The organism is Synechococcus elongatus PCC 11801, assembly GCF_003846445.2.
Taxonomy (GTDB): domain Bacteria; phylum Cyanobacteriota; class Cyanobacteriia; order Synechococcales; family Synechococcaceae; genus Synechococcus; species Synechococcus elongatus_A.
Genome location: NZ_CP030139.2, coordinates 215,460 through 239,447 on the forward strand (window position 1 = coordinate 215,460; position 23,988 = coordinate 239,447).

Genomic DNA, 23,988 nt, shown 5'->3' on the forward strand with positions numbered 1-23,988 from the left:
CTAGCGTAAGGCTTGCCAAGCATTGACAGCAACAACACCGCAGTAGGCTGTGCAGAGAATAATCACAGTCCAGAACCAAGCCTCTTGGGTTTGTCCGGCTTCTACAGCAAAGTAGATGGCCATGGGCATGGTTTGTGTTTGGCCAGGAATATTGCCTGCCACCATCAATGTGGCGCCAAACTCCCCAAGTGCCCGCGCAAATGACAGGACTGTGCCTGCCAAAATTCCGGGCATGGCAGCTGGCAGTGCAATACAAAAAAAGACTTCCATTTCAGAAGCGCCATCGAGTCGGGCTGCATCCAAAAGCAGTCCGTCAATTTGCTCAAAGGCACCGAGTGCAGAGCGATACATCAGTGGAAAGGCAACAATACTGGCGGCGATCGCAGCACCAACGGGTGTAAAAACAATTTGCAAGTCATATTGCGCTAGAAGCTGTCCGATCGCGCTGTTCTTCCCCAAAAGCATCAAGAGGATAAAACCGACGACTGTCGGCGGCATAATCAACGGCGCAATTAGACAGCTTTCAATGAGCGATCGCGCCTTGCCGCGATAGTGACTCATCTGGTAGGCAGCCACGGTACCCAACCCCAGCACCACCAGGGTCGCTGAGAGCGAAATATTGAGCGAAACCCAGATCGGCGAGCCAAGATCAAACATCGGCGTTAGGCTGCTGGCCGACCAAAACCATAGCGTTGAAAGATGGTTTGGGCTGGCTCACGCTTGAGAAATTCCAGATATTGCTGAGCCTGAGGTAGCGATCGGCTCGAGCGGACAATGGCTATCGGATAAACAATTGGGGAGTGCAGCGAGCGATCGGCAACACCCACAACCGCAACCTTGCTCGACGCTTGAGCATCCGTCCAATAGACAATGCCAGCATCGACATTACCCGTTTCCACCGCCGTCAAGACGGCTTTCACATTATTGCTAAGCACGAACTTGGGTCGTACCTGATCTAGAATCCCAAGATTTTGCAGCACTTCGAGGGCATAGTGACCCGCTGGAACGCTTCGCGGTTCGCCAATGGCCAGTCGTTTGATCTGGGGTTGGACTAAATCTTGAAAGCGAGCCACAGATGAAAGTGCTGTCTTCGGGACAACCAGCACCAGTTGGTTGGTCAGTAGATTCGATCGCGTGTCCGTCAGAATTAACCCTTGATCTTGAAGCGCCTGCATTTGCTTTTCTGCAGCGGCAATCAAAATATCAATCGGTGCCCCCTGCTCGATTTGCCGTTGTAAAACGCCAGAAGCCGCAAACGTATAGCGAATGGAGACATTGGCCAGGTCGGGAGAGTCGAGCGCCGCGATCGCCTGCAGTGGATTTTGCAAACTCGCCGCCGCCGCCACCAGCAGGGATGAGGAGGGCTGGGAAGAAGACTGAGGGGTCAGCCGTGGCCCCATCAGCTGCAATCCCAAGATGACAGCGATCGCACTCAGCCCTATCAGCAGCCCATAGTGCCACTGCCTCCTGCTCATCTGCCGTAAAGACTCACTGAATCAGGCATCGTCGTTTAGATAATCAGCGCTTGGCGATGCACCTCGACCTGCTGCCGAAGATCCGCGATCGCCTCTGGACGAATCGGGTCAGTCTGCCAAGCTTGGAGCCAGGCTGCCGCGATCGCCTCAGCCGAGTCCGGAATATCCGGCAAATCCCAGCCCGGTTGCTCCAGCGCATCCAAGAAACGGCGCACTTTGGGGTCATAGCTGAGGCCAAAACAGCGATTCCCCGCCGCTGCTGCCATCACGAGCCCGTGGAAGCGCATCGCGATCGTCAATCGGACGGACTGGAAATAACTCAAGAGCTGACGCGGGTGCTGCCAATCCACCACCTGCGCTTGGGGAATGACGCTTGCCCAAGCTTCTGCGAGGGGTCGATCTTGCTGATGGTGAAAGGGAATCAGCAGCACAGGTGCTTGGGTTTGTGCTTGCAGCGCAATCAAGGCTGTTTTCAGGCGATCGCTGCGTTCAGGCGTCAAATCTGCATGGGGGCGTAGACAAACCGCGATCGCTTCTTGGCTGGATAACGGTTGATCCAGCGGCAGAGGGTCCAAAGCCCAGACGGGATCAGGGGCGATCGCAGCGGCAATCCCCCAGTCTTCTAGCAAGGCTGCCGAGCCGCGATCGCGCACCGTGATGCGATCGCAATGCTGGAAGGTTTTCCGCGCGAGCCAGCGGGTACGTTTGCGCTGCAACGGCCCAATTCCCTGGGCCCAAGCGATCGTCTTCAGCCCCATTTGTTGGGCCAGCCCCATCAGCCCGCAGTAATAGAGCGGACTCGTCCAGCTCGTGACATCTTGAATCAAGCTACCGCCCCCAAAGATAAAGACATCACTGCGCCGCAGGGCTTGCCACACCGCCATTCCAGAGCGGCGATCGCAGGCTTCGACGCCGTAGCAAGCTTGGGTTGCAGCAGGATTCCCCGAGAGCACCAACGGTTCTAGGGTCGGCGGCAAGAGTTGCAGGAGCGCCGCTAGCAGCGCTTCATCGCCGCCGTTTCCCTCTCCGTAGTAGCCACAGAGCAACGCCCGCATGCTGTCCTCGCCCTTTTTGCCCTCCTACAATACTGGAGAGCCTTTCCTGCTGGTTCATGCACGCTCTATCCCTTCCCACCTGGGTCATCCACATTTCCAGTGTCTTGGAATGGGTGCTGGCCATTTTCTACCTCTGGCGGCTGGGAGAACAGGGCGATCGCCGTTGGTTTGGCCTAGCTGCCGCCATGCTCCCGGCCCTAATCAGCGCTCTCTGCGCCTGTACTTGGCACTACTTTGACAATGCACCCAAGCTGGAGTGGCTGGTCACCCTCCAGGCTGCTACGACACTCTTGGGCAACTGCACGCTGATGCTGGCCGCCTATTGGCTCTGGCGACCGACTGCATCGGTTACCCCATCAGCAGCGCCAACCAAGCAGCGCTAGGACGAGTCTCGGCCGCAAGCGTGGCAACGTCAGGAGATTCCTTCGATGGCTGCTGAGCAGCATGACTGACCTCACGCCCTTGCCTCAGCTAGGTTCTTCGAGCAGGGCTTGCACAGCCTGACGAATGAAGGCTTCATCCTCAGGATTTTGGCTAGGGTTGCCAGCCCGATGTCCCCAGATCGAGGGAATGGGGTGGTAGCGGGCGTAGGGAATCAATCGCGCTTCGGCCTCGCAATCCTCGGGGGTGAAATAGAGATCCGTGGTAGAGGGCATCACCAGCGTCCGAGCAGTAATACAGCCCAGCGCCTTCGCTAAATCCCCCCCAAAAGCGGGGCGATCGCTGACATCACAGCGGATCCAAGTGTCAATCATCGCCAGTAAATCATGGGGATCCCGCTGGCGGTAGTTCGCTTCCCAGCCCCGTTCCAGATAGTCCTCCAGCGAGGTGTAGCCCTGCTGCCGGTAGATGCCAGCGCGATAAAAAGCTTGGGAGGCAGCCCAACTGGCATAAATTCGAGCAAAGGCTTTGTAGCCGCGATCGGGGACTGACTGAAAACGTTGGCCGTCCCAAGCCGGATCTGCGGTCAAGGCTGCCCGCAAGCTTTCTAGAAAGAGACGATTGTGCTCGGTGGTTTTGGCGGTGCCACAGAGGGCAGCAACCCGCTGCACCCGATCGGGATAGGCGATCGCCCAGTGATAGGCCTGCTGTGCCCCCATCGACCAGCCGTAGATCAAGGCGAGCTGTTCAATGCCCAGGACTTGGCTGAGCAACGCTTGCTGGGCGCGGACGTTATCCCAATGACTGAACCAAAAGCCCTGTTCGATCAGTCCGCAAGCGAGATCGTTACTGGGGGAACTTGAGAGCCCGTTGCCAAACTGGTTGACGATCACGATGAACCAGTGATCGGGATCGAGGATGCGATCGCGCCCAATCAGCCAGTCGATTGTTGAATGCTGTGCCCCATAGGAGGTGGGGTAGAGAATCGCGTTGCTGCGATCGCGGTTGAGCTGACCATAGGTCGCGTAGACGAGCCGTGCCTCGGGCAGAACCGCGCCACAGTCCAATTCAAATTGAGGCAGCGTCCAATGGCCGACTGTCATGCCTGCCCAAAGCGAGCAACCAATGCACGGTTGACGGCAAGGTAACCGCGATCGAGATGTGCCCAGTGTGAAGCCAGTTTCCCATGGGCCACAGGTAGAGCATGGAAGGGAATCGAGGCACAGAAATGGTGCTCGGCGTGGAAGGGCATGTTCCACATCAGCCAGCGCAGCGGCGCCCAAGTGAGGGTGGTGCGAGTGTTGGTCAGTGAGTTGTCATCCTCGCTGCAGCCGGAGTGCTCTGCCAGCAGAATGGCGCGCAGAATAGGTTGCCCTACCGCCAGCGGCAGCAGCCAAACTGTCAGGAAGAGCGGCTGCTTTAGCCCGATCGAGAGAGCAATCAAGGCTCCGTAGACTGCGAGTTGCCCCCAGAGCGATCGCTGTACTTCTGCCCGGGCTTCAGTTGGAATGTAGGGATAGTCTGCGAATTGGCCCGTTGCCACTCGAAAGTGGGTGCGAAGTTTGCCCAGCCACCAAGGCAGCCCACTGAGTTCCAGGAGATACTGCGGCCAGGTTTGTGGTTTAGGGTCATCCAGCTCTGGATCTTTACCCGGAATTTGGGTGAAGCGGTGGTGCCACTTGTGATAGCGCCGGTAGAAGCTGCTGTTGTAGAAGGACAGCAGTCCTGCGATCCAAGCGATGGCATCGTTGGTGTGATTGCTGGCAAAGGCTGTGCGGTGGACGCATTCATGCACTGCCGCGAACATTGCTGCTAGTCCAAAGCCGTAGATCACCAATGCCGGCAGGCGAACGGCCCAGCCACCCCAACCACTCAGCCAGAGTCCGCCACTGACGGCTAACAATGCAATGTGCCCGAGGAATTGCATCCAGCCCTTGGCATCCGATCGCTGGTTGAGAACAGCGAGTTCCTGAGGGGTCAATAGCTTCGGCACAGTAGTCATGGCGGCAGGAATGACAGAATGCGATCGCACAGAATCCCTTTTTAACCAATCTTTTCTCGGTTGATCGGTGCTGTAGCGATCGCTACTTGCCTCTCACTGAGGTGGAGCTGGCTGGTTGCTGCTGTTCAGTGCAGGGGCTGGCGGCCGAGGACAAGAGGCCCTCAGCTGAAGCGGACGGTGGCTCGCGGACGGAAGGGAGTTTGGAGGGCGGTGCAGGCATCAATGAAGGCGGCCAGGATCGTCACTAGCAAGATGAATTCGCGATCGCGGCTGTTGATCGTGACGCTGTGTTCGTTGAAGACCTGCTCGAGCGGTTGCCAGAGCGGGTTTTTGCGGGCTTCTTGGTAGGCCTTGGCTAAGCGTTTTTGGTGGCGGGCTTCGCTGAGGCTGGTGTCACCGGCGCTGTGGGCGAAGTCGTTGCGCACGGAACGAATGCTGTTGAGCGCTTTTTCGACGGTGGGGTCGAGGAGGCCGAGTCGTGCGGCAAGGGTAATTTTGGCAGCGAAGCTTCCGAGGGAGCGATCGGGGATGAAGAGCGTATCTTCCTCGTCGCCAAGGGGCATCATGACGGATTGCAAGAGGCGTTCGAGGGCGAGATCGAGACGGGCTGCTCCGACCAGAACAACGCCGCGCCCTCGTTCGGCCATCATCTGTAAGACGAGGGCTTGGGCTGCGGCTGCAATTTGGGAGGAGTCGAAGTTTGGGGGCATAAGTGCTGCAGGGGATGAAAGCGAGAAGTTGGTGGAGAGGCGAACAGCCGGGTTTGTGGGGGTGATTGCGCACCCCCACGCCCACGCACTGGGGGACTCGACTCCCCCAGACCCCCCGCAACAGGATGGTCGGTGGGATACTACCGGTGGGAGTCAAACATCACAATTAGTCGACTTGCTGAGGCGGAAATATCGTCTGGGTAGCAATATCACTTCCCTAAGAAAGGAAGGCTAGGCGGCCTGCGATCGCAACTCTTCATAGAGGCCGGTGTTGTTGAGCAGGATGTCGCGGATGCCGTTTTGCACCTCCATGGAGTTGAGGGCTTGGCGGCTCATGCTTTGGTGGGCGTCGAAGGCACTGATGATCGCTTCTTGCAGGGCAGGGAAGAAGTCGGGCGAGATCGCGAATTGTTCTTTGCTGTTGGCTTTGGCTTGCCGAACCAATGTCGGTGATTCGAGGAGTTTGCTGCGAATTACGGTACCGACGTAGTGAACCTGATCGGCGTCGCTAACGTCGACAAAGAGGGCGTTGAGCTTGGTGATCAGTTCGGAGAGCCAGACTTTTTGTTGATCTTGGACGATGCCGCGACCGGGTTGGAAGCCGGGGATGGCGGGAGTTTCGCCGTCGCTGAGGTTGAGGTTGCGCTGGCCCAGTTTGCGGATTTGGTGGTGGGTGAGGATGACTTTGGAGAGGTCGACGCGGCCGGATTCGCGTTCAAATTCCAACAGGGGGATGAGCCGCCGGAAGAAGAGGGCGCGTTTTTCGTAGGCGGTGTTGGCGTAGTCGAAAATCTGCGCGAGGAAGGTGTAGAAGCGGACGTAGGTGCCGAGGTCACTGCGGAAGAGAGTGAGGGCAGCCAGTTCGTCTTTGGCAGCTTTGAGGGCAGCGGCATCGTTGCTGGCTTCGGCGTCGCGGGCGGCTTGGCGAGCGTTGCGGTACTGCGTCATCAAGCGATCGGCGACGGGTTCAAGGGCTTTCTGCAGATCGCTTTGTTTGTAGCTGGGGTCGAGCAACGCTTTGACGACGCGATCGATTTCGTATTCGTCGTAGTGATTTTGGGCGTCAAGCTTGAGTTTGAGGTCGAGGATGATGTTGGGATCGGTGGCTGAGGCTAGGTTGGCGGTGGTGTAGTAAGTCTTGAAGGCAGCCAAGATTTCAGCAGGGTCATTGGCGAAATCAACGATGTAGGTGGTGTCTTTGCCGGTATGGCAGCGGTTGAGGCGAGAGAGGGTTTGGACGGCTTGAATCCCCGCTAAGCGGCGATCGACGTACATTCCACAGAGCAAGGGCTGATCGAAGCCGGTTTGGAATTTGTTGGCGACCAGCAGGATTTGATAGTCATCGCTTTTGAAGGTTTCGCGGATATCGCCTTTGAGCTGGGGGTTGAGGCTGGGACTGCGCTCACTGAGGGCTCCAGGGCCAGATTCAGGATCGCTGACCTCGCCGCTGAAAGCAACCAAGGTGCCGAGATCGTAGTGTTTGTCGGCAATGTAGCGATCGATCGCCAATTTCCAGCGCACGGCTTCTTTGCGGGAGCCGACGACGATCATTGCTTTGGCTTTGCCCTCCAGCAGCGGTGCGACGTACTGCCGGAAGTGCTCGACCACAATTTCAACTTTCTGGGCGATGTTGTGGGGATGCAGCTTGACCCAGCCCATCAGCTTTTTGAGGGCAGTATTACGCTCCACTTCTTGATCGCTGAGGGTTTCGCCCTGTTGCGCCAGCCGGAAAGCGACTTTGTAGCTGGTGTAGTTCTGGAGAACATCAAGGATGAAGCCTTCCTCGATCGCCTGCCGCATCGAATAGACGTGAAAAGGCGCAGGCAGATTGTCGGGGCCCGCCGGTCGATTCGGATCAGGGCGAGTCCCAAATAGTTCGAGCGTCTTTGCCTTGGGCGTTGCGGTGAAAGCAACGTAGGTAATGCCGCTTTCGCGGGCGCGATCGCTCATTTGAGCAGCGAGAACGGCTTCCATATCCACGTCCCCGCCATCTTCGAGATCCGCGGCTTCGCTGGCGGAGAGAACTTGCTTGAGTTTGCTGGCAACTTCGCCAGTTTGCGAGCTGTGGGCTTCGTCGGCAATGACGGCAAAGCGTTTGCCTTGGGTGGCGGCTAATTCGCGGACGGCTTGTAGAGCAAAGGGAAAGGTCTGGATGGTGCAGACAACGACTTTTTTATCGCCCTTGAGGGCTTCGGCCAGTTGGGCACTTTTACTGCCGTCGTCGCGGGTGATGGTGGCGACGACGCCTTTGCGGCGTTCAAAGGCTTCGATCGCTTCCTGGAGTTGGGTATCGATGACGGTGCGATCGCTAACAACGATGACGGAATCAAAGACTTTGCGGTTGTCGGCGTCGTGGAGTTCGCTGAAGAAGTGCGCGGTCCAAGCGATCGAGTTGGTTTTGCCGGAGCCTGCCGAATGCTGAATCAGGTACTTTTGGCCGGGGCCATCACGCAGAACGGCTTGTTGCAGCAGCCGCGTGGCGACGAGTTGGTGATAGCGCGGGAAGAGTAGGCGTTGGATTTGCTGCTTCTTGTTGCGTTCGGCAATGCAGTAGCGCCCTAGAATTTCTAGCCAACTGTCCCGCTGCCAGACTTCTTGCCAGAGATAGGCGGTGCGATGGCCGTTATCATCACCCTCGGGAACAGGATTGCCGGCACCACAATCGGCAGCGTTGGGATGGCTGCCGCGATTGAAGGGCAGGAACACGGTTTTGAAGCCTGCCAGTCGCGTGGTCATTTGCACTTCGCGATTGCTGACGGCGAAATGCACGATCGCACCATTGGGAAAGCTGAGGAGCGGTTCTGGCGATCGCCCTGCGGTTTGGGGATTGCGATCGCTTTTGTATTGATAGATTGCGTCGGCGATGTTCTGGGTGTTGTCGGTTTTGATTTCTGCGGTGGCAACTGGAATGCCGTTGAGAAACAGGACTAAATCCAAACAGTTCTGGTTGTGGACGGAGTAGCGCACCTGCCGCACTACCCGCAGACGATTGGCTTGGTAGCGAGCCAGAATTTCGGGATTGGTGGCAAAGGCGGGTTTGAATTGGGCGAGCCGCAGCGATCCCGATAGCCCCAGCACCTCTAGGCCATTGCGCAGTAGATTCAGCGTCCCCAACAGGTCGAGCTGCTGGCGTACCCGTTTGAGCAATAGGTCTGCTGCCGCTGCCCCATGTTTTTTCTGGAGCGTCTCCCAAGCTTCGGGCTGAGTTTCCTGAATCCAAGCGATTAAGTCGGGCGGATAGAGTGCCAAAGCGCGATCGTAGTGGGCGGCATCGCCCGCTTCATAGAGCCAACCCTGCTGCGCGAGGTCTTCGCAAATTTCCGCCTCAAACGCACTTTCGAGGTAGACGCTCATGCCACCGCCTCCGCCAATCCCCGCACGTCAATTTGCCCTGTCACCGCCGCCGAAATCAACGCCGATCGCCGCTCTTGCAGAAGTGAAATAACGCTCAGTGATTCCTCGGTAAGTAATTCATATTTAGATGTTCTCATTCGCAAAAATTCTGCAATCTCCTTTTGTTCATCAAAGGGCGGCTGTGCGACCGTCAGCTCTTGCAATATTGGAACACTGATATTGACTTGAGCTGTGCCCCATCCTTCTAAGCGAAAGTAGTCTTGCACGGAAGTACTGTTGAGGAGGTAAGTGTAAAAATTGCCATCTTGGCTTGGTAATAATGTTGTTATCAACATAGTGAAGCATTGACATCCATCGAAACTTTCAGGAACTAATGCAGTCACCCCTGCATTCCCAGTTCTAACAGTTACCAGATCACCTGCTCGAATTTTTTTTGACTCGCGTTCAGATGCATATTCAGGATCAACATAGAGTATTTCTCCTTGTATTTTTCCAGCACGAATATTTGTAGATCTGAGGATTGGAATACCCTCATCGCAATATGCATGAGTTGCTGCTTCTGCAATCCCAACAACAACTCTTGACGCACACCTTTTTAAGGGCTTGACTGACCAATGAGCGGGGACTTGGCCGAGCCACTCAACGCCAGAGTCTTTCATTGGCGCGTCTGAGTTGAGTCCTTTGGTGACGGCGTGGGAAATGACCGCTTGGCGCTTTTCTTGCAGCAGTTCAATCAGTCGCTGCTGCTCGGCAATCAGCGCATCAATTTTTTTTGTCTCGCGATCGAGGAAACAAACAATATCATGCTGATCACTCAAAGGAGGAAGTGCTAATTTAATCTTTGGAATATCATCCATGCTGATATTCTTCTGCGTGTTAGATGTGCATAAAAGCTCGATTTGATGCTGTGACTCAATTGACTTAAGACAGTATTCGCAGAAAGCAGGAGTTATATGATCACTACTGACTCTTATCAATGCCAGTGGAGACCAAATGCTAAATTCTAAATCTGTTTTGATCCTTGCAATTTTTCCTGTTGAAGCTGCTTTACCCATTAATATGTCATCTTTCTGAGGCTTAGCTTTTTTGCTGTACTCTTCGTGTGCTGTATGAGATATATATCTACAGCCACTAAAAACTAATTCACCTTCTTGAATGCCATCGACTGATAAAAATGGAACTCCTTCTTCAACAAATTCAGGAGTTGTATGAGGTCCATCTGTGATTTTTTTTGCTAACAAATTCTTGAGTCTTACCTCGTGCCAGTCCGAGGGAATTTCCCTAAGCCATTCATGATCAGCTTTTCTATAAGCTGGATACTTTGGGAAACTCACTGCGATTGATCTCCAGCCCTACTGCACCGCTCACCATTACCCACACCTGCACACTGCAGATTTAGGCCTTGCCCTAGCTTAGCCCGCGCCATTCCTTCTCCGCGAAACAATCCATCGGCAATCCTCATAGAGAATTACTGCCAACCCATTCGCAAAGCCGAAATTCTCTCAACAGCCCAGCCCATTTATCGACCTCGGGCAATGGCATTTGCTGCAAATCAACCTGCCTGAACTTCTGCAAGCGATCCAACCGCTCCTAGAAGCTGAGTCAGAAGGATGAAGGCGATCGGCTGACTGCTTGAGGATAGGCAACAACGGGCTTAAGCCCCTCGTTTTAGAATCGTTCTGGCTTGGGAGAGAACCAACCGATCGACTCTTCAAGAAAGCAACAAATGCGCTGCCCGCGATCGCGGCCTTTACTGCGGATGCGTTGCCAACCACTCCCGTAGGGCAGCATTCATCCGAGTTTGCCAGCCGGGGCCGCCTGACCGAAAGGCCTCAACAACATCGCGATCGAGCCGAATTGCAATCTGCGTTTTAGGATTCAGACTCGGCGGTCTGCCCCGTCTTTGCTGCAATGCTGCTCGCATCAGTTCAGTGGCATCGGGGGAGTCTTCATCCGGCTCTGGGTCTGCGCCTGCTTGAACCTGCTGCCGAACCCGTTCCCAGTCACTTTCATCTTGTCCTTGGGCGATCGCATTCTGCATTTCTTCAAGCGTCATGCGGGTTCGTTTCGAGCCACTCATAATAAACCTCCCGTTCAGTCCGGCTAGCAGGACGAAAGCTAATAATTCGCGGGATCTCCCCCGGTCGATAGACAACCGTGAGCACCGCTAAGACTTGCAAGACGTAAGCAAAGGATTGGATGCGCTGTTCCTGATTGCGTTCCGTGCAGATATCGAAGCGATAACGATCGCCCTACTTTCCCGCAGTCCCAAACAGCAACCCTAGCAACCGGCGGCGGCGCTTCCGTTGTTGCTCCTGCTCCGCATTCTTTGGCGGTTCCTTCGGCTGCATCTCGCTCATCCTAAGTGTTCGGCGATTGCCCCTCAACCCTCTTGCTGACTCAGCCAAGCTTCTAAATCTTGGATGCTGGCAAAGTCCAACAAAGCATCTGATAAACCTTCGAGTTGTTCAAGAGAGAGGGCTTGCACTTGCACCAATAGATTGGGCGAAAGTTTGCCACAACGTCGAGCAAGCTGGCGAAGCACTAAGACAATGGCTTGTTCTTGTCTTCCAATTCGCTCAATGCTGGTGATGTAGGGCATACGTCGCTCCTGCTTATAGGCCGACCAACTCTACTCAACTGACTGCTTGTTCAGCCACGCATCCAAATCAGCAACCGTCTTAAAATCCAACAGTGATTCACTCAGCTCCTCAACTCGTTCAAGGGTTAATCCCTGAATTTGAGCGGTTTGAGCAGGGCTTAATGAACCCAAGCAACGGTTCAATAGACGCAGCACCACAGCAACTTCACCTTGTTGAATTCCTTGTTGAATTCCCTTTTGGAGCCCAATGCGTTCCACGCTCGTAACGTACGGCATACGACGCTCCTAGCTACTGCTGCTGGCTCAACCAAGATTCCAAGTCAGTCACTGATGCAAAATCTAATAGTGATTCACTCAACTCCTCAACTTGCTCAAGGGTTAATCCCTGAATTTGAGCGGTTTGAGCAGCGCTTAATTGGCCCAAGCGACGACTCAACTGTCGTAGCACCACAGCAACTTCTCCTTGATGAAACCCTTCCTTCCTACCAATTCGCTCAATGCTAGTGATGTAGGGCATACGTCGCTCCTGCTCATAGGCCGACAGCTCACTCCTGAACTCTAGCTCAAGACCTTCGGGAAGGCTCAAGAGCCAATCGATGAACTTAAAGAGGCCAACAATCCGCTCTCGGCTTAGTCCTCGCTCATACAGCAGTTTCAGTAGTTCCAGCTTCCACTGCTTGCGCAGTTGCCGATCTTGTTTCGTCTGAATCGCCCGCAAATGCGCCGCGATCGCGATCGCAAATGGATTCTCATCCTCTAGGAGCTGATCCATGCGATCGAGGTAATCCAGCAACTTAATGCTGACAAACTCACTGCGATCGCTGCTGCCCCAAAGCCCAGTCTCAAACGTGATTGGCCGCCATGAGGGTGACTCATCCGCCAAAATCGCAACGCTGGCGATCGGCACGGCAAAGCGATCGTAAATGCGATAGCGATAGACATACATTCGCTCCGCAAAGTTAGATTCTTGCGCGCCCTGCACCTCAATGTGTACGAGTACCCAAGCCTCTTGACCCGCGATCGTCCAGACCTTGACCAGCTTGTCGGCATAGCGACGCCCCACTTCTGCATCAGCCGTAATCTGCTGCAGTTCCTTATCCAGAAATTCGTAGCCGCGCTCCCAATCAATCTCCGGATCGGCAACAGGCAAGAAAAAACGAATGAACTCCGGAAAGAACGCCTCAATCAGCTCCTTCCAAGGCGAATCACTCTCTGTGGGTGGCAGCGCAGAATCCGTCATTTCCTATGGCTTGCGATCGCTCTAATAGCTGTCATACCTTCCCTCCTTTAGTGGGAGAGTCCACCCAACATGGTCAAGATGCGATCGGTGACTTGCTGCAACTCCGCATCAATTTCCTCAAGAGGGCGCGGCGGTGTGAACATATAAAAATGTCGATTAAACGGGATTTCATAACCGACCTTGGTTTTCTCAGGGTCAATCCAAGCATCGGGCACATGTGGCAGCACCTCCCGCTGAAAATAGGTCTCCACATCTTCCGTCAGCGGTACATTCTCGGTATCCCGCAAGCTGGCATCGGCAACCAGCTGTCCCTTCGCCTTGCCACGCGTTGCCAACACAATCTTCCCTGCCTCATCCCGCTGGGGCCGCTCCACCGTAATGGTGCGATAGCCAAAATCCTCATTCCGAAAGATTTTGCTGACCGGCTTACCCTCTTGTTCAGCCACTTCAAAATTGCCAAAGAGTTTTGTAATTGCATCGATATGCTCATCGCTTAACTCTTTCCGTTTACTGCCCAAGCTCTTGCGCATCTTCTGCCAAAAGCCACTGGCATCAATCAGCTGTACCTTGCCCTTCCGAATCTCCGGCTTCCGATTGCTCAGGATCCAGATATAGGTACTGATGCCCGTGTTGTAGAACATATCCGTGGGTAACGCGATAATCGCCTCAACCAGATCGTTCTCAAGAACATAGCGGCGAATTTCACTTTCGCCAGAACCAGCACCGCCCGTAAACAAGGGCGATCCATTCAAGACAATTCCTAGTCGGCTGCCGCCCTCACTCGCAGGCCGCATCTTAGAAATCAAATGCAGCAGGAATAGCAACGACCCGTCACTGACACGAGGCAAGCCAGGGCCAAAGCGGCCGCTATAACCGAGCTGCTCCGCCTCTCGCTGAACCTCTTTCTGAATCTTCTTCCATTCCACCCCAAAAGGCGGATTCGACAACATATAGTCGTATTTAGCATCTGGTAACTTGTCATCGGAGAGCGTGTTGCCAAAGCAAATGTTCTGAATATCCTGCCCCTTAATCAGCATGTCTGCTTTGCAGATTGCATAGGATTCCGGATTTAATTCCTGCCCCGACAACACCAATCGCGCTGTGGGATTTAACTCCGTCAAGTGTTCCTCCGCCACGCTGAGCATCCCGCCCGTGCCGGCCGTCGGATCGTAGAGACTCCGGACAATTCCGGCCTGAGTCAGGGCTGCATCATCTTCGATAAACAGCAAATTCACCATCAACCGAATCACTTCGCGGGGCGTGAAGTGTTCTCCAGCCGTTTCATTCGAGAGTTCTGCAAACTTGCGAATTAACTCTTCAAACACCAGCCCCATTTCTGCATTGCTCACCGTATCGGGATGCAGGTCAATCTGGGTAAACCGCTCCGTCACCATGTACAGCAAGCCTGCTTTCTCGAGGCGATCGATTTGCAGGTGAAACTCAAAGCTGTCAAAAATATCCCGTACTGCCGACGTAAAGCCTCGAATATAAGCGCGGAGATTCTCACCAATATTGTCCGTGTCGCCCAGCAACTGCTTGAGATCGAGGGGCGAGGTATTGCAAAAGTTTTGCCCTGACTTTCGTAGCAAAAACGGCTCCGGTGCCAGTCCTTGACTTTCGCGTAGAGCCTTTTCTTCAAGAACCGCTGCTTTGGTCGGCGCTAGCACGCAGTCCAACCGGCGCAACACCGTAAACGGCAGGATGATTTTGCCGTAGTCACTCTGTTTGTAGTCACCCCGCAACAGGTCAGCCACACTCCAAATGAAGGCTGAAAGATTCTGTCGTCCCGTGGGTTGCGGTTCGATTGGGGTTGCTGTTTGAGAGGCTGGCGGAGAAGCGATCGCAGCTCCTTGGCTCTCCGTTAGGGTGATCGATCCTCCTCGACCCCGACCTGCTTGAATCTGCCCTTGAAGCATGAGTTCTGCTTTGATCGACTCATAGCAAGCGTCATCCCAATCCAGTAACTGTTGCAACTTGCCATTGCCTGCCGAGCCACCGAGGGTGTGGAGTGCCCCGAGAAACTCCGCTTGGAGCGTGCTGATTTCGATCGCTGGCTGGGAGGATTCAATCGTCATAGTGAATGAAGGCAAAGTAGTGTGGGGGCTCTGCCTATGGCAGCAAGGTGATCAAGATGAATTGAAGCCTGATGTATTGTCTTTTCGCGGCTAGAGACCTTGCAACGCTATGACGATGCGCAACAGAACTACCAAGGAGAGTACACCAAGCATCTGGCGTGGCTGCTGAGGTGATGTGGCTATTCCTAAAGTCCTGCAGCTAGTAATCCCAGCGGTCAGCGCTCATCTGAGCAACAGCATTCGCTAACTCAGGTTCAAAGATGTAGTCGTAAGCAGTTTGGACGAGCCAGCGTTGCGTCTCAAGGTTGTAGCTGATGTATGCCTCGCGATCGCGACAGTAGGCGGCATACAAACGAGGACTGACGGTGCGGAGGCCAGCTTTTGGGAAAAACTGCTGTACGGCACGGAGGAATTCACGATCTGTCACATCACATCTCAGAAATTGCAGGAATCAATACCTGGTGGCATCAAAAGCCTGTGAACATAGTTGCAAGGTAACTAATAATTGGTAGCCTACGTTACATGCCTTAACGCCACAAAAGATAACTGCACTTTGCAGGCTATCCCTCACTCCATTCATTACGGCGTGGATTCAACGACTTGATAGCGTCAAAGGGGTACACAGCTAGACATAGCACTCTCTCTATTTGCTTTTATCTGCCTAGAGAAAACGGAATTAATCGTACGCTAAGGGTAAGAGGAGGCTGGGACCCCGCAATACAGTGCAGTGTTCAATCAGAGCCTGAACACTCTCGCAGCTCACGGTGCCGGTCAGGACTTGAGCGGTCAGTTTTAAGAACAGTTTTCGAGAATTGCCAAGCCTTGATTGGACGTAACTTACCCTAGGCCGGAGCAGGGTCTCAAAAAACTCCGTTTTCAAGCATGAGACTAGCCCTGCCATTCCAGCCAGCAGTCTTGACTGCTGGCTGAACGGACAGTTCCTACTGCTGTCGCTTCAGATCACTCCGGCCCACCAGCCTACAAAGGACTCTAGACCAGCGCTAGAGCACCCTGCCGGCGGGTAGTCATCTGGGAAACAGCCTTTGCTAACTCAGCTTCAAAGATGTAGTCATAGGCAGTCTCAACCAGCCAGCGTTGGGTCTCAAAGTTGTAGCAGATGAATGCTTCGTGTTCCCGACAATAGGCGGCGTGCTGTCGCGGGCTAGCAGTGCGAAGGCCAGCACTGGGAAAGAACTGTCGAACGTCGCGGAGGAAATCACGAGCTGTCATAGTCAATTCTCCGACACTGCAGTAGTCAATGCTCTGTAAAGGTGTTCAGACTCCCTACTCTAGTTTCAGATTCAATAATTTCCAGTGTCGTAAGTAACATTACTCAGGAACATTCAAGGCTATGGTTCTGGGTCGCCGAGTTTCGACCCGCTTTCTTCAGGGCTGGGAAGATATCAAGCGAACGGGGGATAGCCCTTGGCCTCTAGGTACTTCAGCCCCTCCCGACCCTGATCTCCGTCTTGGCAAACGATTGTTCCCACTCCGCTGTCTGGGGGGACCCCTAGTCAGAAAAGGACTGACACTGGGTTTTGATGCTCTGGATGCTGTGGGATTCTCTACATCCCTTCAGGAGCGACTTACAACTTTTCCTCGCTCTTGGGATTAGCGAGCGCTGCAATCACTTGCATGGAGGTCACTGTGCCAGGGTCAGCCTCACGAGATGCTTCCACCTTGGCAAGTAACTTGATGGCCTGAACCAGCACGCCATTGTCGATGGTCGCTAGCTCATCTTGGGGCGTGGCAGTGAGTCGCTCGGCGATCGCTAGGGTCGCTCGGGCAGCTTCTTGAGCTTCATTGGCCAACAGCGGTGTGGTTGGCATATCGAGTACGGCATCAAACGGGCTAGGAACCTCGGTCATTGTTCTGTTTGAGTTGGTTTTAAGGGCAATGCAGTGGGTGCGCCGACCTATATTAACTAGATAAGACAATAGGTCTTACTTGTAGTTGCGAACTGAAGACTCAAGTTGAATCTGTTGCTTGTTGTCGAGAGCCGCTGAGGGGATGTCCTCTCCTTTCTGTAGGAGAGGGTCTAGGGTTAGGGCTTAACGCTTGCTGCCGGTGAGGTGAATCGGGATGCTGGTCGCTACGGAACCGAGGATTTCGGACGGGGCATCGGGTAACTGTGTGTGGACCTCCTTCAACGCATCCGCCCAGAGTGTGGCTAACCCCTTCGGTGTTTATGGCGCTTGCAGCTCAGCCATTGCTCAACTTCTAGTCACCCTGAATGACAGCACGGCCGATTCTATGCTTGCCAGCTGAACCTGATTTAAGCTACTTAAATTGCTTTTCTTCTAGAAACGAATTTGGAGCCCGAGCTGCAGCCCTGTTTGACTGATATCAAAGCCAGTTGAGAGCTCATCTGTATTTTCTAATTTTAAGCGGAGCGTTCGATAGGCCAAATTAAGGCTCGTCGAGTTCCCTAGCTTAATATCAGCCCCAATAATGCCATTAGCGCTCAAGTTTTGGCCCCCTCCAAGCCCAAGCCCACCAACATCTCCTCTTGCAAAAAGAGAAAAATCAGGCATCAGAATCAACTTGAGTCTGAGATGCACTCAGCACTCGTTCACTAGCTAGCTCTCTTCGCCCTGTACTCGAGACTTATAAATTAATGGATGTTGCAACATCTACAACCCGCACCCCCAAATAGGGCGAGACAGATAGAACTAAGCCCCCTTTCGGATCAGGGCGATCGCTTCCGAAGCGATATTGAGCAGCTAAATCATACATTCCTTGACTGGTATTGACAGTTGCAGTTGCATCAATCGTACGAGTTTGTCCTCTTGGTTCTTCCAACACATTAATTGAGCGTAGACCACTGCCTTGCAAGTCAACATAGTACAGATCCGTGAAGAGGGCAAAGTTACCCTTTTCAAGTCGAGATCTTGCTGCGGCTACAAAAGAGAGAACTTCTAGAATTTAGCCTAGATTTGAGTCGATATTCCTCGTGATGCCGCGAACTGTAATCGGACCTTGGACTCGGAGTGGTGCAAAAGCGCAAGGCTCTAGGCTAAAACGCCAGGAGTCTGATGAATCTGAATTACTAGAGGCATTCGGTTGAGACACTTCTGGCTCAGCAGAATCTACTGAATCAGGCACTGCAACTTCTGCTTTTTGATCCCTAATTTCAAAGAGTGATTCAGCACGACTATCAGGTGCTGTGGCTAATGTGATGAGGCTAAGACAGGCAACAGATAATAAAAGGTTTTTCAAGCTCACAGCCACGAGGTTATCGCTAAATGGATCGCCCATAATAAAGAGCGAGATAGTCCCAGTAAAGCCCTCTCAACAAAACTCTTTTATAACTCCTTTGCTCTTGCATGGGCACTCAGGATACAGAATTATTTGAAGCTAGTGCTCAATCATGAGACTGGCTCTCGACCTCAATTAGCAGTTCAGATGCCATATCAATTTGCTCTCTACCCGCACCGAGGTTCCCCCGCTTGCTCCTGACTCAAGCAAAAAGGAACGAAGCGACAAAGTACCTGTCACTCAAGATCTTAATCAGCGACTGAATCTGACTTCACATAGAGTTTTCTAGTTCTTGAAACAACACTAAATAAAAACTTTTTATGAGCTTAGAAAGTGACCGCCTAACCGGAGATGGGCAGACTGCATTACGTGCGCTTGCGTTCTAATTCTGCACATGGAGGGACTATATGAAACGTATTCTGTCTGCCGCAATGATTGGAGGAGCAACTGTGCTGGCCAGCGGGGCACCAATGCCATTGCCGGCGCAGGCGCAGATAAGCGAGCAAGCAGCTCGTACTATCGGCGTCGATGCCTACCTCTATTTCTATCCGCTCGTAACCATGGACATTACTCGCCGGCAGCTCAGCAATGCTCCGGCCGGTGCGAGCGACTTTGCTGGGCCGCCGAACACGTTCGTGAACGTGAAGACCTATCCACCGGCTGACTTCAAGGGCGTGGTGCGGCCAAACTTCGACACGCTCTATTCGTCCGCTTGGCTCGACCTGACGAAGGAGCCAATGGTTGTCTCAGTCCCGAATACCAACGGCCGGTATTACCTCCTGCCGATGCTCGATATGTGGTCTGACGTGTTCGCCTCGCCGGGCTGGCGGACGACGGGCACACAAGCCCAAGACTTTCTCCTTGCTCCGCCAGGCTGGTCCGGTACCGTACCCTCTAAAGTCACCCGGATCAATGCGCCGACGCCGTTCGTCTGGATTATTGGTCGGACACAAACGAACGGGACTGACGACTACGCTGCAGTTCATAAAATCCAGTCTGGCTACAAAATCACGCCACTGTCGCAGTGGGGCCGCACGGTAACCTCTCCACCGTTTGTGCCGGACACCACCATCGACATGAAAACCCCACCGAAGGAACAGGTGGATGGTATGGATGCTGCCACTTTCTTTGCCTACGCTGCAGAGCTACTAAAGGTGAACCCGCCGCACATTACCGACCAACCGCTCATTGCGCAGCTGAAGCGCCTTGGTTTCGAAGCGGGTAAGAGCTTTGACCTGAAGTCGGCTGCACCTGAGGTGCAGAAGGCATTTGCAACTGTGCCGCAGGATGCACAAAAGCTGATGGCGTGGAAGATTCCGACACTCGCGACGGTCACTAACGGCTGGTCGATGAACACTTCGACGATGGGTGTTTACGGCAACTACTACCTGAAGCGGGCCATCATTGCTCAGGTTGGACTTGGGGCAAACTTGCCAGAGGACGCGATCTACCCGCTCAATATTGCCGACAGCACTGGGAAACCACTCGACGGAGTTAACACCTACAAGCTGCGCTTTACCAAGGAGAACCTGCCGCCGGTGGGCGCATTCTGGTCGGTGACCTTGTATGACCAAGCCGGGTTCCAAGTGGCGAATCCACTGAACCGATTTGCTGTCAGCAGTTGGATGCCGTTTGTCTACAACTCCGATGGTTCTCTCGACCTCTACATCCAGAATGAAAGCCCTGGGAAGGATAAGGAGGCAAATTGGCTACCTGCACCCAAGGGACCCTTTAACCTGACAATGCGCCTCTACGCGCCAGCCTCCCAAGCGATCAACGGTGAATGGAACCCTCCACCTGTCCTTCGGACGGGTAACTAACCTGTCTTGAGTCACGGTGTCTGATCAAGGGTGAGGCTAGAGTGTTCTCTGGCCTCTTTGTTGCTAATCATTGCCTCAGATCGAGCCGCCAGAGGACTGTGGTTGAAAAAGCGGCTGTTGAGGAGATGACTCAGGCGATTGTGTCTGTTGAGCCGGCATCCGGCAGAATCGGGGGAAGTGGCTGAAGGCGTCTTCTTCAGTCAAGTAACTGGACACAGTGACAGAGGAGCAGTTTTCGGCGGCGCTGCGACCAGTCTCAGTGATGCAGAGTGATCACTGAAGTCTTTCTATTTCTAACTATAGAAACTTGGCTGAGGCAGTTGATTATTCAATGCCCATTTACCAATTTCTTGAACTTTGTAGTCGATAGAGTCATGGAGAGTAAAGGTTCTGAGATTACGCCAGTAGCGATCAAACCCATATCGACTGTTTGTTGATCGAGCACCCATTACTTCAAAGATTCGATTAGTAATTCTTAAGCCTGTTTTAGCTGCTGTCACTTTAGCAGCGGCGATCGCGATCGCACATTGTCCCCGTTCTTCCTCGCTGAGAGCAATCTCTTTATCCCAAGCAGATTGGAGAAGAATTGCAGCCCGTTCTGTTAAATGAATAACAGCTTGAAGCTCTACCCACATCTCTCCATAGTGTTGAAGGATATAGGGATCCTCAGCTGTTTGATTTACTGTAGATGTCAGCCACGGTCGTGTTTCAGTGAGCGTGTAGTGCTTTGCTGCAGTTAATGCACCTTCAGTGATTCCAAGATAGATGTGCGCTAGATTAAGTTGGGTCAGGCAAGCACGAATTGTCCGAAAAGGGATATCAGTTTGAGTTCGATCGCCAAAAACTTCTTCAGGATAGACCCTCACATTTTCAAAATGAATACTTCCACTATCGGTTTGGCGCTGACCAATGTTATCCCAATCATGGTTAATTTTGATTCCTAGTCGATTAGATGGAATTGCAAGGATAATAATTGCTTGAGTCTCAGAATTTACTGCAGTAATTGGCAGGACATCAGAGTCATGGGAGCCAGAGCAGAAGCTTTTAGCACCATTCAATATAAAGTAATCCTGATGGGGAGTTAGGACAAGACTACGATCGAGGGGATTGAGTGCATTGCACCACCACCACTGGTTTTGAATAGTCTTAGTATAGAACTGCTCTTTCTGAGATTCTGAGCCGAAAATATGGGGAATTGTGACCCCAAGATGGTGATAGGAGTAAACATGAGCAAGAGAGCTATCCACTTTGGCAAACTCTCGAGAGATTTGGAAGGCAGTAATCCAATTCTCTCCGGCACCACCATACTGTTTGGGAATTACCAAGGAAAGTAAGCCGCTGGAACGGATGCGATCGCGCTCTGCTTGTGGAGTTCCTCCTTGCTTATCCCGTTCAATTGCTGTTTTTGCAAATTCTTGAGCTAGGTCTTTTGCAATCTGCAAATAGTCTTTCGATTGAACTTGAAGCTCAGGACTCAATACTGAAGTCTGGCTCAACTTTAAAGACTGTCCCATAAGGTATGTAAATCCAGTATCGTCGTTCAGATTGAGGAGGCTATGCCTTAAAGCCTAGATAGACAGTGATCGGAATATCTTCTACAAAGACTCCTGAGGGCTCTGAAGCGAGCAAAGCAGCTCGAATATCTGCTTCAAATGCCGGGATGTCACTGATATAGTCTCGTCGGCAATAGGCTGTTGAATAGAGATAGCCGATGAAGGTATCAACTGTCCATTGTTTTTGGAAGTCAATTGTGTGCTTTTCAATTTGCTTATAGGGAGAAGCTTCCAAAATCTCGAGATCAGATTGATACAGAAGAGGAACAGTTGTACTCCCAACCCGTCTTTTCTCTCCCAACCATTTTTTGATTACAGTCAGAACGTTCTGTGCCCACTCAGAATCATTTGACCAAATATCTTTTTCAGTTTGGATGATTGCAATTCCAGACTTAGAAGAGTCCGTCAAATGTAAAGAGTCTAATCGCTCATAACTCCGTTGGAGAACGGTGGGCTTATCCATCCAATGAAAAGCACGACCAATCGTGACTAAGCGAAAAGAGCCTAAGTCATCTGTAATCTCTTCTGCAAGTCCTTGCTTCCAGGTAATTTTTTGAGCGTTCTGTTGTTCAGACTCTTGAATCGCAACCCTTAGCATCTCTGGATCTGGATCAATGCCTATAACTTCCTCGAACTGCGCTTCGAGGGTGAGAGCAACAAGACCAATTCCACAGCCTAGATCAAGGAGACGACCTCGTCCATCCAGATGGAATGACTCTTGAATCAGTCGGTAGACCGCTTCAGGATAACGAGGACGATAGTCGACATAGTAAGGAATTGCGCCTTGAAAGAGTGTGGGATCGTAGGCAGGAAGCAGTTTGGTAATCATGGCAAGCTAAACCTTAGCTGGAACAAAGTGGGTGTCAGAAAGATCCAAGGCACTCAGTAGTTTCTCTTTCCAACGCTGAAATTCAGAATCGCTGCGTTTACGGGGTCGAGGCAGATCTAACGTAATCTCTTGATGAATTCTGCCTGGGTTTCCTCGCATCACAATAATGCGATCGCTCAAAACGAGTGCTTCTTCCACGTCATGGGTGACTAGAATTAGCGTTGGGCGATCGTATTCCCAAATCTCTAATAGACGGTTTTGAAGTTTAAGCCTCGTGAAGGAGTCTAGTGCGCTAAAAGGTTCATCTAATAAGAGAATTGAGAGATTAGTAACAAGGGCTCGAGCGATCGCAACCCGTTGTGCCATCCCACCTGAAAGCTGATGAGGCAAACATTGGGCAAAGTTACTTAGACCCACTTTTGCTAAGGCTTCACTGGCAAGCTGGCGACGTTGATTGCGAGGTAAATGGTGAAGACCAAATTGAACATTTTCAAGAACATTGAGCCAAGGCATTAGACGGGGCTCTTGAAAAATAACCCCAATCTCCGGATGGGGCTCTTCAATTCTGAGGTGGTCAATTCTTACTTCACCTTGGGTCGCTTGTTCAAGCCCAGCGATCGTTCGTAGGAGAGTGCTTTTTCCACAACCGCTTGTCCCAATTAAAGTGACGATTTCATGGCGCTGAATGGCTAAACTAATAGACTCTAAACCAACATAGCCATTCTTGAATTGTTTGTACAAATTCTCAATGATTAACATTTTTTCCTCATGGGGAATTGCAAGTTTTTAATCAGCTATGCTTTGGCGATATAACTATCTTGCCAATTTAAGAAACGGCTAGAAAGAAGCACGACTAATGAATCTGTTAGTTTGCCGAAAATTGCAAAGAGCAAAATACTGGCGATCGTAATAGCAGGACGGCCAGTGGATTGGCCGTCCACTAAGAGAAAGCCCAGCCCTTGACTGGCTCCCATTAGCTCAGCAGCAACTACAAACATCCAGCCGAGTCCTAAACCACTCCGAACCCCAACAACATAAGCTGGAAGTGTTGCAGGTAGAAAAACACGTACAATTAATTGCCAGTTTTTGAGTCGATAGATTTTGCCAACCTCGATCAGTTTCCGATCGACATCTCGAATCCCACTCATCAGGCTGAGATAAATCGGAAAGAAGACCCCAACCGCAACTAACGTTACTTTGGAGGTTTCCTGAATTCCTAACCAAAGAATGAATAGAGGTACCCAAGCAAGTGAGGGGATACTGCGTAAAGATTGAATCAACGGGTCTAAGAATGCATGAACAATCTTTGAATAACCTGTTAATCTGCCGAGGATGGTTGCTGAAATGGCACCTACTAAAAACCCTAAAAAGACTCGATATAGAGTGATGCCAATGTGCTGCCAAAGCTCTCCCTTACTGGCAAGTTCCCAAATCGTTGATAAGACAGTTGAAGGGGCAGGTAATAGGTTAGGAGCGACCCAGCCCAGCTGAGCCGCACTTTCCCAAGCTACAAGAATGAAGGCGGGAATTACCAATCCTTGCAGTTGTGGAAAACGTTTAAGGACTGTTTTCAGACTTTTATTAGGAGGCTTAAAAGTCGCGATCGCGAGTTTTTGTGTCATAGCAGCTTTCCC

At 52.4% G+C, this 23,988-nt stretch carries 23 protein-coding genes; 2 read left to right on the plus strand and 21 right to left on the minus strand.

All coding sequences use genetic code 11. The features are described 5' to 3' along the window. From modB to csaB, 3 genes are read right to left on the minus strand one after another with little or no spacing between them, the layout of a single operon-like run. Positions 1-657 carry a molybdate ABC transporter permease subunit gene (modB, locus tag DOP62_RS01095; protein ID WP_208673871.1) on the minus strand — a complete coding sequence of 219 codons (657 nt, stop codon included), beginning with the start codon at positions 655-657 and terminating at the stop codon, positions 1-3. 5 nt (positions 658-662) lie between these two features. Further along, entirely contained in the window at positions 663-1,475 is an 813-nt protein-coding gene (modA, locus tag DOP62_RS01100) for a molybdate ABC transporter substrate-binding protein (protein ID WP_208673873.1), read from the minus strand. Between the two features lie 35 nt (positions 1,476-1,510). Continuing rightward, a complete protein-coding gene (gene csaB, locus DOP62_RS01105) occupies positions 1,511-2,530 on the minus strand; it encodes a polysaccharide pyruvyl transferase CsaB (protein ID WP_208673875.1) in 1,020 nt (339 codons plus the stop codon). A 56-nt stretch (positions 2,531-2,586) separates the two neighbouring features. Between csaB and DOP62_RS01110 the strand changes: the two genes are divergently transcribed. Further along, positions 2,587-2,913, plus strand: a complete 327-nt coding sequence (locus DOP62_RS01110) for a DUF2499 domain-containing protein (protein ID WP_208673877.1) — start codon at positions 2,587-2,589, stop codon at positions 2,911-2,913. Between the two features lie 84 nt (positions 2,914-2,997). Here the strand turns inward: DOP62_RS01110 and DOP62_RS01115 are convergent, their stop codons facing one another. From DOP62_RS01115 to DOP62_RS01180, 14 genes are all read right to left on the minus strand, one after another. Beyond that, positions 2,998-4,014, minus strand: a complete 1,017-nt coding sequence (locus DOP62_RS01115) for an alpha/beta fold hydrolase (RefSeq protein ID WP_208673879.1) — start codon at positions 4,012-4,014, stop codon at positions 2,998-3,000. Then, entirely contained in the window at positions 4,011-4,913 is a 903-nt protein-coding gene (locus DOP62_RS01120; protein WP_208677074.1) for a fatty acid desaturase family protein, read from the minus strand. The genes DOP62_RS01115 and DOP62_RS01120 overlap by 4 nt, the downstream gene beginning before the upstream one ends. Before the next feature lie 161 nt (positions 4,914-5,074). Then, positions 5,075-5,623 (minus strand): DUF4145 domain-containing protein, encoded by a 549-nt coding sequence (locus DOP62_RS01125; RefSeq protein ID WP_208673881.1) that lies wholly within the window; start codon positions 5,621-5,623, stop codon positions 5,075-5,077. Positions 5,624-5,854: 231 nt separating this feature from the next. Then, positions 5,855-8,977 (minus strand): type I restriction endonuclease subunit R, encoded by a 3,123-nt coding sequence (locus DOP62_RS01130; RefSeq protein ID WP_208673882.1) that lies wholly within the window; start codon positions 8,975-8,977, stop codon positions 5,855-5,857. Beyond that, positions 8,974-10,311, minus strand: coding sequence for a restriction endonuclease subunit S (locus tag DOP62_RS01135; RefSeq protein WP_370538828.1), 1,338 nt, complete (start codon positions 10,309-10,311; stop codon positions 8,974-8,976). The genes DOP62_RS01130 and DOP62_RS01135 overlap by 4 nt, the downstream gene beginning before the upstream one ends. Before the next feature lie 416 nt (positions 10,312-10,727). After that, positions 10,728-11,057, minus strand: coding sequence for a BrnA antitoxin family protein (locus DOP62_RS01140; protein ID WP_208673885.1), 330 nt, complete (start codon positions 11,055-11,057; stop codon positions 10,728-10,730). A gap of 303 nt (positions 11,058-11,360) precedes the next feature. Continuing rightward, the gene (locus DOP62_RS01145; RefSeq protein WP_208673888.1) at positions 11,361-11,579 is read right to left on the minus strand and encodes a DUF4351 domain-containing protein; all 219 of its coding nucleotides are present in this window, start codon (positions 11,577-11,579) and stop codon (positions 11,361-11,363) included. Positions 11,580-11,609: 30 nt separating this feature from the next. Continuing rightward, entirely contained in the window at positions 11,610-11,855 is a 246-nt protein-coding gene (locus DOP62_RS01150) for a DUF4351 domain-containing protein (protein WP_208673891.1), read from the minus strand. Between the two features lie 13 nt (positions 11,856-11,868). Further along, positions 11,869-12,819, minus strand: coding sequence for a DUF4351 domain-containing protein (locus DOP62_RS01155; protein WP_208673894.1), 951 nt, complete (start codon positions 12,817-12,819; stop codon positions 11,869-11,871). Between the two features lie 47 nt (positions 12,820-12,866). Beyond that, positions 12,867-14,894, minus strand: coding sequence for a type I restriction-modification system subunit M (locus tag DOP62_RS01160; RefSeq protein ID WP_370538829.1), 2,028 nt, complete (start codon positions 14,892-14,894; stop codon positions 12,867-12,869). A 199-nt stretch (positions 14,895-15,093) separates the two neighbouring features. Then, complete coding sequence (locus DOP62_RS01165) at positions 15,094-15,321, minus strand: hypothetical protein (protein WP_208673898.1); 228 nt, start codon at positions 15,319-15,321, stop codon at positions 15,094-15,096. A 563-nt stretch (positions 15,322-15,884) separates the two neighbouring features. Next, complete coding sequence (locus tag DOP62_RS01170) at positions 15,885-16,124, minus strand: hypothetical protein (RefSeq protein WP_208673900.1); 240 nt, start codon at positions 16,122-16,124, stop codon at positions 15,885-15,887. Between the two features lie 356 nt (positions 16,125-16,480). Beyond that, entirely contained in the window at positions 16,481-16,762 is a 282-nt protein-coding gene (locus tag DOP62_RS01175; protein WP_208673903.1) for a hypothetical protein, read from the minus strand. A gap of 432 nt (positions 16,763-17,194) precedes the next feature. Beyond that, complete coding sequence (locus DOP62_RS01180; RefSeq protein ID WP_208673906.1) at positions 17,195-17,428, minus strand: hypothetical protein; 234 nt, start codon at positions 17,426-17,428, stop codon at positions 17,195-17,197. Between the two features lie 1,131 nt (positions 17,429-18,559). Between DOP62_RS01180 and DOP62_RS01185 the strand changes: the two genes are divergently transcribed. Next, on the plus strand, positions 18,560-19,972 hold the full coding sequence (locus tag DOP62_RS01185; RefSeq protein ID WP_261789844.1) for a DUF1254 domain-containing protein: 1,413 nt from the start codon (positions 18,560-18,562) through the stop codon (positions 19,970-19,972). Between the two features lie 293 nt (positions 19,973-20,265). On the opposite strand, the gene DOP62_RS01190 is transcribed toward DOP62_RS01185, so the two are convergent. From DOP62_RS01190 to DOP62_RS01205, 4 genes are read right to left on the minus strand one after another with little or no spacing between them, the layout of a single operon-like run. After that, positions 20,266-21,486 carry an acyl-CoA dehydrogenase family protein gene (locus tag DOP62_RS01190; RefSeq protein WP_208673908.1) on the minus strand — a complete coding sequence of 407 codons (1,221 nt, stop codon included), beginning with the start codon at positions 21,484-21,486 and terminating at the stop codon, positions 20,266-20,268. Positions 21,487-21,526: 40 nt separating this feature from the next. Then, entirely contained in the window at positions 21,527-22,354 is an 828-nt protein-coding gene (locus DOP62_RS01195) for a class I SAM-dependent methyltransferase (protein WP_208673912.1), read from the minus strand. Positions 22,355-22,360: 6 nt separating this feature from the next. Then, entirely contained in the window at positions 22,361-23,113 is a 753-nt protein-coding gene (locus tag DOP62_RS01200; RefSeq protein ID WP_208673915.1) for an ABC transporter ATP-binding protein, read from the minus strand. A gap of 35 nt (positions 23,114-23,148) precedes the next feature. Continuing rightward, positions 23,149-23,976, minus strand: coding sequence for an ABC transporter permease (locus tag DOP62_RS01205; RefSeq protein ID WP_208673917.1), 828 nt, complete (start codon positions 23,974-23,976; stop codon positions 23,149-23,151). Positions 23,977-23,988 lie beyond the last annotated feature (12 nt).